Here is a 12,830-nt window from a genome sequence, read left to right on the forward strand (position 1 = left end):
CCCTTGGGACGCTCAAGTCCCCCTTGCTTGCGATAGTGGCCTTTCATCTAACTGTCATATTCTCGACATAGAGTGTTCACACGGCCTCTCGATACTTGGCCCCGATCCAACTATCCCTATCTGCTAGGAGCAAGGCATGAAACTGAAGCGTTTGATGGCGGCAATGACTTTTGTCGCTGCTGGCGTTGCGACCGCCAACGCGGTGGCCGCTGGTGTTGACCCGGCAATCCCGGCTTATGTTAAGACCACTGGTGTGTCGGGCAACCTGTCCAGCGTCGGTTCCGATACCCTGGCTAACCTGATGACCCTGTGGGCCGAGGGTTATAAGAAGGAATACCCGAACGTCAACATCCAGATTCAAGCTGCCGGCTCCGCCACTGCACCCCCTGCGCTGACTGAAGGCACCTCCAACCTGGGCCCGATGAGCCGCAAGATGAAGGACACCGAGCTGGCTGCCTTCGAGCAGAAGTACGGCTACAAGCCCACCGCTATTCCGGTGGCCGTGGATGCCCTGGCTGTGTTCGTGCACAAGGACAACCCGATCCAGCACCTGACCATGGAACAGGTCGACGCTATCTTCTCGTCGACTCGCCTGTGCGGTGCCAAAGCCGACGTGAAAACCTGGGGCGACCTGGGTGTGACCGGCGACCTGGCCAACAAGCCGGTGCAACTGTTCGGTCGTAACTCGGTCTCCGGCACCTACGGCTACTTCAAGGAAGAAGCCCTGTGCAAAGGCGACTACAAGCCTAACGTGAACGAACAGCCTGGCTCGGCTTCGGTTGTGCAGTCGATCAGTTCTTCGCTCAACGGCATCGGTTACTCGGGCATCGGCTACAAGACTGCCAGCGTGAAAACCGTGGCCCTGGCCAAGAAAGGCAGCACGGACTTCATCGAAGACACCGAAGAAAACGCCCTGAACGGCAAGTACCCGCTGTCGCGTTTCCTCTACGTTTACGTCAACAAAGCCCCGAACAAGCCGCTGGCACCGCTGGAAGCCGAGTTCGTGAAGCTGGTACTGTCGAAGCAGGGCCAGGAAGTTGTCGTGAAAGACGGCTACATCCCACTGCCAGCCAAGGTTGCCGCCAAGGCACTGGCTGACCTGGGTCTGAAAGAAGGCAACTAAGCCCGTAATACCGGGTGTAGATGCACGCTTCTCTGTGGGAGCGGGCTGCCCGCGATGCTGGCGACGCGGTTTAACGTTGAACCGTGTTGATGCCATCGCGGGCAAGCCCGGCTCCCACACAAGCGGCCTGCACCAAAAATTCTTTTATCCGCTGCCAGCCTCGCTGCGCGGCGGATTTCCTGCGTCACCGCATTGTCATCTTTCTGTCATACAGGACCGCTAGGGTGTGCGCATGAATGATCTGGCCAATTCCACCATGACGACGACTTCCCCCCCCAAGCGCATTGATTTCAATACGCCTGAGCTGCAACGCAAGCGCCGCATTCGCGCGCTCAAGGACCGCCTGACCCGCTGGTACGTGTTGGTCGGCGGTCTCGCCGTCCTCGGCGCCATCACGCTGATTTTCTTCTTTCTTGCCTATGTAGTGGCACCGCTGTTCCAGGGCGCCTCGCTGACCAGAGAAGACGCACTCACCCCGGCCTGGATCCAGGACGCGGGCAAGCCGCTGATGATTTCCCTTGAGGAACAGAACCAGGTGGCCATGCGGGTTTCCGACAAAGGCCAGGCGCTGTTCTTTGACATCACCACCGGCGCAGAACTCAAGCGTGTCGACCTGCCGCTGCCGGCCGGTGCCAGCGTGGCATCCATCGGTGAAGACCAGCCCGGCAGCCCGCTGGTGGTGCTCGGCCTGTCCAACGGTCAGTCTCTGGTGTTCCGCCACACCTATAAGGTGTCCTACCCGGACGGCAAGAAAACCATCAGCCCTGCCATCGAATACCCGTACGGCGAAACGCCGATCGTATTGGATGACGCCGGTCGCCCGCTGGAGCACGTGGCCCTCAACGCCACCGACTCCACGCTAGTGCTGGCCGGCTCCGCCGGCTCGTTCCTGAACGTGCTGTCCCTGAGCCGCGAAGAAAACATGATGACCGGCGAAGTCACCAGCGAGCAGAAGCGCATCGAGCTGCCGCAGATGACCGAGCCGGTGAAGGCGATCTTCATCGACCCGCGCCAGCAATGGCTGTACGTGATCAACGGCCGCGCCCTGGCCGATGTGTTCAGCCTGCGCGACAAAAACCTCAACGGTCGCTACAAATTGCTCGAAGACGGCAACGCCGAAATCACCGCCAGCACTCAGCTGGTAGGCGGTATCTCGCTGATCGTCGGTAACTCCAAGGGTGGCCTGGCCCAGTGGTTCATGGCCCGCGACCCGGATGGCGAGCGGCGCCTGAAGCAGATCCGCACGTTCCAGATGGGCACCTCGCCCATTGTGGAAATCAGCGCCGAAGAGCGTCGCAAGGGCTTCACCGCACTGGATGCGTCCGGCCAGTTCGGCGTATTCCACAGCACCGCGCACCGCACCCTGCTGGTCGATCCGGTGGTCGACGGCCAGGGCGTGTACGGCCTGTCGCCTCGGGCCAACCGGGTGATCGTCGAGGCCGGTGGCAAGCTGCAACCGTTGCTACTCGACAACCCGCACCCCGAGGTTTCATGGAGCGCGCTGTGGAGCAAGGTCTGGTACGAGAACTACGACGAGCCCAAATACGTCTGGCAATCGACCGCCGCCAATACCGATTTCGAACCCAAGATGAGCCTCGCACCGCTGACCTTCGGCACCCTGAAGGCAGCGTTCTACGCCATGCTGCTGGCCGCGCCGCTGGCGGTGGCCGCAGCGATCTACACCGCCTACTTCATGGCGCCGAGCCTGCGCCGCAAGGTCAAGCCGGTGATCGAGTTGATGGAAGCCATGCCGACGGTGATCCTTGGCTTCTTCGCCGGTCTGTTTCTCGCGCCGTATGTGGAGGGGCATCTGCCGGGGATTTTCAGCCTGCTGATGCTGCTGCCGATTGGCATCCTGGTGGCCGGTTTCGTGTTCAGCCGCCTGCCTGAGTCGATCCGCCTGCGGGTTCCCGATGGCTGGGAAAGCGCGATCCTGATCCCGGTGATCCTGTTTGTGGGCTGGCTGTCGCTGTACATGAGCCCGTACCTGGAAACCTGGTTCTTCGGCGGTGACATGCGCATGTGGATCTCCCACGACCTGGGCATTACCTACGACCAGCGCAACGCGCTGGTGGTGGGCCTGGCGATGGGTTTTGCGGTGATCCCGAACATCTACTCCATCGCCGAAGACGCCGTGTTCAGCGTGCCGCGCGGCCTGACCCTGGGCTCGCTGGCGCTGGGCGCCACGCCGTGGCAGACCATGACCCGCGTGGTGATCCTGACCGCCAGCCCGGGGATTTTCTCGGCGCTGATGATCGGCATGGGCCGCGCCGTGGGTGAGACCATGATCGTGCTGATGGCCACCGGCAACACCCCGGTGATGGAGATGAACCTGTTCGAAGGCCTGCGCACGCTGGCGGCCAACGTCGCGGTAGAAATGCCGGAGTCGGAAGTCGGCGGCAGTCACTACCGCGTGCTGTTCCTCTCGGCGCTGGTGCTGCTGCTGTTCACCTTCGTCATGAACACCCTCGCCGAGCTGATCCGTCAGCGTCTGCGCAAGAAATACTCGTCGCTTTAAGAAAGGTAGAAGTCTGTGAAACAGAACTCCCTGAACGGATGGTTCAAGAGCGGCGCCCCCGGCGTCTGGATCAGCGGTGGCGCGGTGTCCATCGCGGTCATCATGACCCTGGGTTTGCTGGCCGTGATTGCGGTGCGTGGCCTGGGCCACTTCTGGCCGGCCGACCTGATCCAGGCCAGCTACAACGTGCCGGGCCAGGAAAACCATATTGTCATCGGCGAAGTGGTGCAGAAGGAAGAAGTACCGCGTGAACGCCTGAAAAGCGCGGGCCTGCCGGTGCCCGATGCGGGCCCGGAGTTCATGACCCGTGAGCTGATCAAGGTCGGCAACCGTGACCTCAACGGCAATGACTTCACCTGGATTGTCGGCGAATGGTTGAAGGACCAGACCACGCCGAAGAACCTCATGACCATCGAGCGTCGTGAGTGGGGCAATTTCTACGGCACCCTGGTCAACGTCAAACAGGACGGCAAGGTGATCGCCGAGGGCGAGGCTGCGTGGCCGGAGCTGCAAGCCCGCGTCGACCGTGTGAACGCGCTGGCCGCCCAGCTCAAGACGCTGGAGAAATCCGACATTGGTGCGATCAACGCCGGTCTCGAACGCATCCGCCTGCACGGTCGCAAGCTGGAACTGGAAGGCAAGCTCGACGCCGCCGCCCAGGCCGACATGGAGACTGACCGCGCTGAGCTGAACGCGCGTTATCAGGATATCGAGGCGCGTCTGGCCGACCTGCATGCCCAGTTCAACCGCGATGCGCTGACGGCGCGCGACGGCAATGGCAAGGAAATTGAAATCGGCATCGGTAAGGTGGTGCACGCCTACCAGCCGAACGCGATGGGCACGCTGACCAAGATCGGCTTCTACTTCAGCAAGGTCTGGGAATTTCTGAGCGATGACCCACGGGAAGCCAACACCGAAGGCGGGATCTTCCCGGCGATTTTCGGCACCGTGATGATGACGCTGATCATGGCGATGATCGTGACGCCGTTCGGCGTACTGGCGGCGGTGTACCTGCGCGAATATGCCAAGCAGAACACCCTGACGCGGGTTATCCGCATCGCCGTGAACAACCTGGCGGGCGTCCCGGCCATCGTCTATGGCGTGTTCGGCCTGGGCTTCTTCGTGTATGTGCTGGGTGGCTCGGTGGACCGCCTGTTCTTCGCCGAAGCCCTGCCGGCACCCACCTTCGGCACGCCGGGCCTGCTGTGGGCCTCGCTGACCCTGGCGCTGCTGGCAGTGCCGGTGGTGATCGTGGCCACCGAAGAAGGCTTGGCGCGCATACCGCGCACCGTGCGTGAAGGCTCCCTGGCGCTGGGTGCAACCAAGGCGGAAACGCTGTGGAAGATCGTGCTGCCAATGGCCAGCCCGGCCATGATGACCGGCATGATCCTCGCCGTGGCCCGCGCCGCTGGCGAAGTGGCGCCGCTGATGCTGGTGGGCGTAGTGAAACTGGCGCCGTCGCTGCCGGTGGACGGCAACTACCCGTACCTGCACCTGGACCAGAAGATCATGCACCTGGGCTTTCATATCTACGACGTTGGCTTCCAGAGCCCCAACGTCGAAGCGGCTCGCCCCCTGGTGTACGCCACTGCGCTGTTGCTGGTGCTGGTGATCGCCACGCTCAACCTGTCGGCGGTGTGGATCCGTAACCACCTGCGCGAGAAGTACAAAGCGTTGGACAGCTAAAGCCATTAGCCACAAGCGGCAAGCTACAAGCCGCTTTTGCTCAAATCTTGCAGCTTGCAGCTAGACGCTGGCAGCTACGAACGGAGTGAGACCATGCAACATGAAACCCAATCCCACGGCATCAACATGTCCGCCCTGGGTCGCGACAAGCAGAGCCTGAGCCTGGCCCAGGAAACCGTGGCCATCGAAGTGCCTGGCCTGAGCCTGTACTACGGTGAAAAGCAGGCGCTGTTCGACGTCAGCATGAACATCCCCAAGCAGCGCGTGACCGCCTTCATCGGCCCGTCCGGCTGCGGCAAGTCCACGCTGCTGCGCACCTTCAACCGCATGAACGACCTGGTGGACGGCTGCCGTGTGGAAGGCGCGATCAACCTCTACGGCACCAACATCTATCGCAAGGGCGAAGACGTGGCCGAGCTGCGTCGTCGCGTCGGCATGGTGTTCCAGAAGCCCAACCCGTTTCCCAAGACCATCTACGAAAACGTGGTGTACGGCCTGCGCATCCAGGGCATCAACAAGAAGCGCGTCCTCGACGAAGCGGTGGAGTGGGCGCTCAAGGGCGCGGCACTGTGGGACGAGGTCAAGGACCGCCTGCACGAATCGGCACTCGGCTTGTCCGGCGGCCAGCAGCAGCGTCTGGTGATCGCACGTACCATCGCCGTGGAGCCGGAAGTGCTGCTGCTCGACGAACCCTGCTCGGCCCTCGACCCGATCTCCACGCTGAAAGTCGAAGAGCTGATCTACGAACTCAAATCCAAATTCACCATCGTCATCGTGACCCACAACATGCAGCAGGCGGCACGGGTTTCCGACTACACCGCGTTCATGTACATGGGCAAGCTGGTGGAATTCGGCGACACCGACACCCTGTTCACCAATCCGGCGAAGAAGCAGACCGAGGACTATATTACGGGGCGGTATGGCTAGTTGGAGCAGCTGCGAGCCGCAAGCTTCAAGCGGCAAGTAAGAGCAGTTCAATGCAACGACACCTATCAACTTGTAGCTTGTGGCTTACAGCGTTTGCGGAGCAAACCCATGATTAGCAAAGAAGGCCTCACCCATCACATCTCCGCGCAGTTCAACGCCGAGCTTGAGGAAGTGCGCAGCCACCTCCTGGCGATGGGCGGGCTGGTAGAGAAGCAAGTCAACGATGCGGTCACCGCGCTGATCGAGGCCGACTCGGGCCTGGCCCAGCAAGTGCGCGAGATCGACGACCAGATCAACCAGATGGAACGCAATATCGACGAGGAATGCCTGCGCATTCTCGCCCGTCGCCAGCCGGCGGCCTCCGACCTGCGTCTGATCATCAGCATTTCCAAGTCGGTGATCGACCTTGAGCGCATCGGCGACGAAGCCACCAAGATCGCGCGCCGGGCCATCCAGCTGTGCGAAGAAGGCGAAGCGCCGCGCGGCTACGTGGAAGTGCGCCACATTGGCGATCAGGTGCGCAACATGGTGCGCGATGCCCTCGACGCATTTGCCCGCTTCGATGCCGATCTGGCGCTGTCGGTGGCGCAGTACGACAAGATCATCGACCGCGAATACAAGACGGCCCTGCGCGAGCTGGCCACCTACATGATGGAAGACCCACGCTCTATCTCGCGGGTCCTGAACATTATCTGGGTGCTGCGCTCGCTGGAACGCATCGGCGATCACGCGCGCAATATCTCTGAACTGGTGATTTATCTGGTGCGCGGCACCGACGTACGGCACATGGGCCTCAAGCGCATGAAAGCCGAAGTTGAGGGCACTGCCGATCAAATGCCTAATGTTCCGGGCGAACCTGACGATAAGTAAGGTTGCCCGTGAAATTAACGCCCGGCCATTGGCCGGGCGTTTTCGTTTGGGGCCAGTTGAATGTTATTGCGCCAAAGGCGAAATAAAGTCCGAACGTAATTGCAGAGTTTTGGCAAAATGCCATCAGTCAGGCGTGCTGCCAGCCAAGGTTTTTAAAGGATGAAGGGTCGATGAGTAAAGTCAGTGTATTGGTGGTGGATGACGCCTCGTTTATTCGCGACCTGGTGAAGAAGTGCCTGCGCAATTACTTCCCGGGGATCAAGCTTGAAGACGCGGTAAACGGCAAAAAGGCGCAATCCATCCTGATGCGCGAAGCCTACGACCTGGTTTTGTGCGACTGGGAAATGCCGGAGATGTCCGGCCTGGAGTTGCTGACCTGGTGCCGCGAACAGGAACACCTGAAGGCCATGCCCTTCGTGATGGTGACCAGCCGTGGCGACAAGGAAAACGTGGTGCAGGCGATCCAGGCCGGTGTTTCCGGCTACGTCAGCAAGCCGTTCACCAACGAGCAGTTGCTGAGCAAGGTGCGCCAGGCGCTGCACAAGGTAGGCCGCCTCGACGCGCTGATCGCCAGCGCACCGACCAGGATGAGCTCGGCCTTCGGCAACGATTCCCTGAGCGCCCTCACCGGCGGCAAGCCCGAAGCCGTCCGGGCGGCTCCGGTGGCGGCGCCGAGCAAAGGCCTGCTCAACATCCCACCGCCGTCCGCCCCGGCTGCTTCGCCTGCCAGCGGTCGTGGCCAGGGCCAGTTGCGTCTGTCCAGCGGCACCCAGCAGTGCGTGATCAAGGCCCTGAGCATCAAGGAGGCGCTGCTGGTGGTGCGTCGCGGCGAAGTACTGCCCCAGGTGCTGGAAAGCGCCGTGCTCGACCTTGAGCAGGGCGACAACGCCGAAGTCGCGCGCCTCAACGGCTACCTGCACGCCATCGCCGCCTTCGAGCCCAGGCCCGACAGCGACTGGCTGCAACTGACCTTCCGGTTCATCGACCAGGATGCGCAGAAGCTCGACTACATCTCCCGCCTGATCGCGCGCGGCACGGCGCAGAAGCATTTTGTGCCGGGTGCCTGATCTTCCCATGTGGGAGGGGCTTGGTCTCTCTCATCATCAAGCGCCGCGCATGAGTATTTCCAGCCGACCACCTCTCTGTGGCAAGCCCTAATGCCGTTCAGTTAAGGAAATTTTGTGGGCTTATTGTGGCGAGCGGGCTTGCCCCGCGTTGGGGTGCGAAGCGCCCCCAATCAAGGAAAACGCGGTGTACCTGATACTGCACAGTGTGGTCTTGGGGCTGCTGCGCAGCCCAACGCAGGACAAGCCTGCTCGCCACAGGGAATCTGCGCTTAACTGAACGGCATTAGGGCAAGCCCGCTCGCCCCTCGCTACACAAGATTCAATCCAGCATCACAACCTTGGCCAGCACGATCTTCGGCCCTTTCATCTTCTTGATGATGATCCGCAGGCCTTCCACCTCCAGCACTTCTTCTTCTTCCGGCACCCGTTTCAAGGTGTCGTAGATCAGGCCGGCCAGGGTTTCGGCTTCGATGTGGTCCAGGTCCACGCCCAGCAGGCGTTCGACCTTGAACAGCGGGGTGTCGCCGCGCACCAGCAGTTTGCCCGGCTGGTAGGCCAGGATGCCGCGCTCGGCCTTGCGGTGTTCATCCTGGATATCGCCCACCAGCACTTCCAGCACATCCTCCATGGTGAGGTAGCCGATAATGTTGCCGTCGGCTTCTTCCACCAGGGCAAAGTGCGCGCCGCCCTTGCGGAACTGCTCCAGCAACTGCGACAACGGCATGTGTCGCGACACGCGCTCCAGCGGACGCGTCAGCTCGGCCAGGTTGAATGACTCGGGGATGTGATCGAGCGCCGCCAGCTCCAGCAGCAGGTCCTTGATGTGCAGCAGGCCGACGAATTCATTGCGCTCGGCGTCATACACCGGGTAGCGGCTGAATTTGTGGCGGCGAAACAGCGCGAGGATTTCCTTGAGCGGGGCATTGAAGTCCAGGGTTACCAGGTCTTCCCGGGAGTTGGCCCAGTCGACCACTTCCAGCTCGCCCATCTCCACGGCCGAGGCCAGTACGCGCATGCCTTGGTCGCTTGGGTCCTGGCCACGGCTGGAGTGCAGGATCAGCTTGAGTTCTTCACGGCTGTAATGGTGCTCATGGTGCGGGCCAGGCTCGCCCTGGCCTGCGATACGCAAGATAGCGTTGGCGCTGGCGTTGAGCAGGTAGATCGCCGGGTACATCGCCCAGTAGAACAGGTAGAGCGGCACTGCCGTCCACAGCGACAGCAGCTCGGGCTTGCGAATCGCCCAGGATTTGGGCGCCAGCTCGCCGACCACGATGTGCAGGTAGGAAATCACAAAGAAGGCGGCAAAGAACGACACACCCTTGATCACTTCCGGCGATTCGACGCCTGCGGCACCCAGCAAGGGCTCGAGGATATGCGCAAACGCCGGCTCACCGACCCAGCCCAGGCCGAGGGAGGCGAGGGTGATACCCAACTGGCAGGCCGACAGGTAGGCGTCGAGCTGGCTGTGCACGGTGCGCAGGATCTGCCCGCGCCAGCCGTTGGTGTGGGCGATGGCCTCCACCCGGGTGGAGCGCAGCTTGACCATGGCAAATTCCGCGGCAACGAAGAAACCGTTGAGCAGTACCAGGACCAGAGCAAAAAGAATCATGCCGAAATCGGCGAAGAGTGTGGCGAAGGTGATACCAGGGGAAGGGTCCATGATGGGGTTTTGCGGGTTCCGTGTGTTCAATTAGGGATGGCAGGCAGGCCCCGAAAGGCAGGCGCAAGGCGGCCAATGTAGCGGCTGGCGGGGCGCTTGCCTAGTACCCGCTGGCGCGCGGGCTCTGGAATACCGCTTCCAGGTCAACACAATTCCAATGTGGGAGGGGGCTTGCTCCCGATAGCGGTGGGTCAGAGCCACACAGGCTGGCTGATCCACCGCTATCGGGAGCAAGCCCCCTCCCACAGGGGATCTACAGTGTTCTTGGGTTACAGGTCTTCGTCGACCAGGGGCGAACGCGTCACCTGCGTTGGCGGAAAATGGCAGGTGAACGTACTGCCATGCCCCAGCACGCTGCTGATTTCCAGGCGTGCGCGATGGCGCAGCAGCACATGCTTGACGATGGCCAGGCCCAGGCCGGTGCCGCCGGTATTGGAGTTGCGGCTGGAGTCGACGCGGTAGAAACGCTCGGTCAGGCGCGGCAGGTGCTTGGCGTCGATGCCGATGCCGGAGTCCTGCACGCTCAGGTGCGCGCCGTGTTCGTCGGCCCACCAGCGGACGCGGATGTTGCCCTTGTCCTGGGTGTACTTCACGGCGTTGAACACCAGGTTGGAAAATGCACTGCGCAACTCGCCTTCGCTGCCCTTGAGCAGGATCGACGGGTCGGCTTCCAGGCTGATCTGCTGCCCGCGCTCGCCGGAGAGGGCCTGGGCGTCGTTCTTGATGGTGTGCAACAGGCTTTTCACCACCACCGGATGGTTATCCGAGGGGTAGTCGGTGGCTTCCAGCTTGGCCAGCAACAGCAAATCGTTGAGCAGGGTCTGCATGCGCGAACCCTGCTGCTGCATCTGTTGCAAGGCGCGGGTCCAGCGCGGGTTGATCCCGTCGACGTTGTCCAGCAGCGTCTCCAGGTAGCCGCAGATCACCGTCAACGGCGTGCGCAGTTCGTGGGAAACGTTGGCAACGAAGTCCTTGCGCATCTGTTCCATCTGGTGGATGCGCGTGACATCGCGCACCAGCATCAGGTGTTCATTGTTGCCGTAACGCGTCAGGTACAGCTGGATGCGCACCCGGTCGTTGGTGGGCGAGGGGATTTCCAAGGCTTCTTCGAAGTTGTCCTGCTCGAAATATTCCTTGAAGCGCGGGTGGCGCACCAGGTTGGTGACCGGCTGACCGCTGTCCTGGGGCGTCTTGAGGCCCAGCAGGGTCTCGGCGGCGCGGTTCCACCATTCCAGGTTGCCGTCGCTGTCGAGCATGATCACCGCATCCTTGAGCGCGGCGGTGGACTCCTGCACTCGGTCGATCACCGCCTGCAGGCGCCCGCGCACCCGTTGGTCGCGGCGTTGCAGGTGGTAGATGCTGTCGAACACCTCACCCCACAGGCCGTAGCCGTCGGGGGGCGCTTCGTCGGGTTTGTGCTGGCGCAGCCATTCGTGCAGACGCAGCAATTGCTTGAGGGTCCAGCCCAGATACAGGGCGATACCCACCGCCAGGCTCCAGCCGTAATAACCGCTGATCAGGCCCACCAGCAGGCAGGCGGTGATCAGCAGCAGCATGTGGCGGATCAGGGTGCCATGCCAGTTTTGATTCACTTGAACATGCGTCCTTGTCAGCGGTTAAGTCAGGCGCTTAAGTCAGGCGCTTAAGTCAGAGGCGGGGCTCAGCCCTTGGTGGAAAACCGATAGCCGGTACCGCGCACGGTTTGTACCAGATTCTCGTAGGCATCGCCCAAGGCTTTGCGCAGGCGGCGGATATGCACGTCCACGGTACGCTCTTCCACGTACACATTGCCGCCCCACACCTGGTCCAGCAACTGGCCACGGGTGTAGGCACGTTCCTGGTGCGTCATGAAGAACTGCAGCAGGCGGTATTCGGTGGGCCCCATCTCCGCCGGTGTGCCGTCGATGGTCACACGGTGGCTGATCGGGTCCAGGATAAGGCCGCCGACTTCGATTGGCGCTTCACCATCGGTCGGCCCGGCGCGACGCAGTACGGCCTTCAGGCGCGCGACCAGCTCGCGTGGGGAAAACGGCTTGGTGATGTAGTCATCCGCGCCCACTTCCAGGCCCTGGATCTTGTTGTCCTCTTCGCCCTTGGCGGTGAGCATGATGATCGGGATGTCACCGGTCAGCTCGTCACGCTTGAGGCGGCGGGCCAGTTCGATGCCGGAGGTACCGGGCAGCATCCAGTCCAGCAGGATCAGGTCCGGCTTGCGGTCGACGATAATGGCATGGGCCTGCTGGGAGTTTTCCGCCTCCAGGCAGTCGTAGCCGGCCATTTCCAACGCAACGGCGATCATCTCGCGGATGGGCGCTTCGTCGTCGACGATCAGAATGCTCCTGCCAACCATGCTCGAAAATCCTCTTGTCATTTAACTGTCTTGCGCCGCATTAGATAACGGAATTATTGCAGTCGTGTGACAGTAATTTCTTCGCCTGGGCAATTCACGGCACTCTGGACTACCCTTTGGGTCCGAATCCTGACAACCACAAGAGGAAGGTTCCGATGACGTACCGCACTGTTTCCTGGAAAGCCCTGCTGGTATCGGCTGCACTGGCGCTGCCTGGCCTGGCATCCGCAGCAGAGCCTGCAATGACCAAAGACGGTCTGCTGGTGGACCACAAGGGCCTGACCCTCTACACCTTCGACAAGGATGCCGATGGCAAATCCGCGTGCAAGGACCAGTGCGCAATCAACTGGCCGCCGCTGAAGGCGGAATCCACCGACACCAAGGCCGGCGACTGGACCGTCATCACCCGTGACGATCAGACCAGCCAGTGGGCCTACAAGGGCAAGCCGGTGTACACGTTCAAGGGTGACACCAAGGCCGGGGAAAAGACTGGTGATGGCAAGGGTGGCGTCTGGCACGTCATCAAACCTTGAGACTGCGCCGCTGGTGAGCGCATCGGGAGCAAGCCCCCTCCCACATTTTGATCTGTGAATGCATTCAAATGTGGAAGGAGGCTTGCTCCCGATGGC

The 12,830-nt window shown here is 61.7% G+C and carries 10 protein-coding genes; 7 read left to right on the top strand and 3 right to left on the bottom strand.

Features of this window, described 5'->3' with window-relative positions; genetic code table 11:
- Window positions 1–136: 136 nt before the first annotated feature.
- From LUB09_RS07955 to LUB09_RS07980, 6 genes are all read left to right on the top strand, one after another.
- Window positions 137–1,123 carry a phosphate ABC transporter substrate-binding protein PstS gene (locus tag LUB09_RS07955; RefSeq protein ID WP_015886581.1) on the top strand — a complete coding sequence of 329 codons (987 nt, stop codon included), beginning with the start codon at window positions 137–139 and terminating at the stop codon, window positions 1,121–1,123.
- A gap of 484 nt (window positions 1,124–1,607) precedes the next feature.
- Window positions 1,608–3,641 carry an ABC transporter permease subunit gene (locus tag LUB09_RS07960; protein WP_231422326.1) on the top strand — a complete coding sequence of 678 codons (2,034 nt, stop codon included), beginning with the start codon at window positions 1,608–1,610 and terminating at the stop codon, window positions 3,639–3,641.
- A 15-nt stretch (window positions 3,642–3,656) separates the two neighbouring features.
- Window positions 3,657–5,327 carry a phosphate ABC transporter permease PstA gene (pstA, locus tag LUB09_RS07965; RefSeq protein ID WP_209986513.1) on the top strand — a complete coding sequence of 557 codons (1,671 nt, stop codon included), beginning with the start codon at window positions 3,657–3,659 and terminating at the stop codon, window positions 5,325–5,327.
- 93 nt (window positions 5,328–5,420) lie between these two features.
- Window positions 5,421–6,254 carry a phosphate ABC transporter ATP-binding protein PstB gene (gene pstB / locus LUB09_RS07970; protein WP_003231719.1) on the top strand — a complete coding sequence of 278 codons (834 nt, stop codon included), beginning with the start codon at window positions 5,421–5,423 and terminating at the stop codon, window positions 6,252–6,254.
- Window positions 6,255–6,362: 108 nt separating this feature from the next.
- The gene (gene phoU / locus LUB09_RS07975) at window positions 6,363–7,124 is read left to right on the top strand and encodes a phosphate signaling complex protein PhoU (RefSeq protein WP_057006316.1); all 762 of its coding nucleotides are present in this window, start codon (window positions 6,363–6,365) and stop codon (window positions 7,122–7,124) included.
- A 170-nt stretch (window positions 7,125–7,294) separates the two neighbouring features.
- Window positions 7,295–8,191: a response regulator gene (locus tag LUB09_RS07980; protein ID WP_209986509.1), complete on the top strand. Its 897-nt coding sequence runs from the start codon at window positions 7,295–7,297 to the stop codon at window positions 8,189–8,191.
- A gap of 319 nt (window positions 8,192–8,510) precedes the next feature.
- Here the strand turns inward: LUB09_RS07980 and LUB09_RS07985 are convergent, their stop codons facing one another.
- From LUB09_RS07985 to phoB, 3 genes are all read right to left on the bottom strand, one after another.
- Complete coding sequence (locus LUB09_RS07985) at window positions 8,511–9,851, bottom strand: hemolysin family protein (protein WP_057006318.1); 1,341 nt, start codon at window positions 9,849–9,851, stop codon at window positions 8,511–8,513.
- A 269-nt stretch (window positions 9,852–10,120) separates the two neighbouring features.
- Complete coding sequence (gene phoR / locus LUB09_RS07990; protein ID WP_231422327.1) at window positions 10,121–11,407, bottom strand: phosphate regulon sensor histidine kinase PhoR; 1,287 nt, start codon at window positions 11,405–11,407, stop codon at window positions 10,121–10,123.
- Window positions 11,408–11,511: 104 nt separating this feature from the next.
- Entirely contained in the window at window positions 11,512–12,201 is a 690-nt protein-coding gene (gene phoB, locus LUB09_RS07995; protein ID WP_003231714.1) for a phosphate regulon transcriptional regulator PhoB, read from the bottom strand.
- A 155-nt stretch (window positions 12,202–12,356) separates the two neighbouring features.
- Here phoB and LUB09_RS08000 point away from each other — a divergent pair, with 155 nt between their 5' ends.
- The gene (locus LUB09_RS08000; RefSeq protein ID WP_209986504.1) at window positions 12,357–12,734 is read left to right on the top strand and encodes a COG4315 family predicted lipoprotein; all 378 of its coding nucleotides are present in this window, start codon (window positions 12,357–12,359) and stop codon (window positions 12,732–12,734) included.
- Window positions 12,735–12,830: the final 96 nt, after the last annotated feature.

The organism is Pseudomonas sp. Leaf59, from assembly GCF_920984685.1.
Classification (GTDB): domain Bacteria; phylum Pseudomonadota; class Gammaproteobacteria; order Pseudomonadales; family Pseudomonadaceae; genus Aquipseudomonas.

Coding starts and splice junctions, on each gene's coding strand:
- LUB09_RS07955 (WP_015886581.1), top strand. CDS start 137: ATGAAACTGAAGCGTTTGATGGCGGCAATGACTTTTGTCGCTGCTGGC.
- pstB (WP_003231719.1), top strand. CDS start 5,421: ATGCAACATGAAACCCAATCCCACGGCATCAACATGTCCGCCCTGGGT.
- phoU (WP_057006316.1), top strand. CDS start 6,363: ATGATTAGCAAAGAAGGCCTCACCCATCACATCTCCGCGCAGTTCAAC.
- LUB09_RS07980 (WP_209986509.1), top strand. CDS start 7,295: ATGAGTAAAGTCAGTGTATTGGTGGTGGATGACGCCTCGTTTATTCGC.
- LUB09_RS07985 (WP_057006318.1), bottom strand. CDS start 9,851: ATGGACCCTTCCCCTGGTATCACCTTCGCCACACTCTTCGCCGATTTC.
- phoR (WP_231422327.1), bottom strand. CDS start 11,407: ATGCTGCTGCTGATCACCGCCTGCCTGCTGGTGGGCCTGATCAGCGGT.
- phoB (WP_003231714.1), bottom strand. CDS start 12,201: ATGGTTGGCAGGAGCATTCTGATCGTCGACGACGAAGCGCCCATCCGC.
- LUB09_RS08000 (WP_209986504.1), top strand. CDS start 12,357: ATGACGTACCGCACTGTTTCCTGGAAAGCCCTGCTGGTATCGGCTGCA.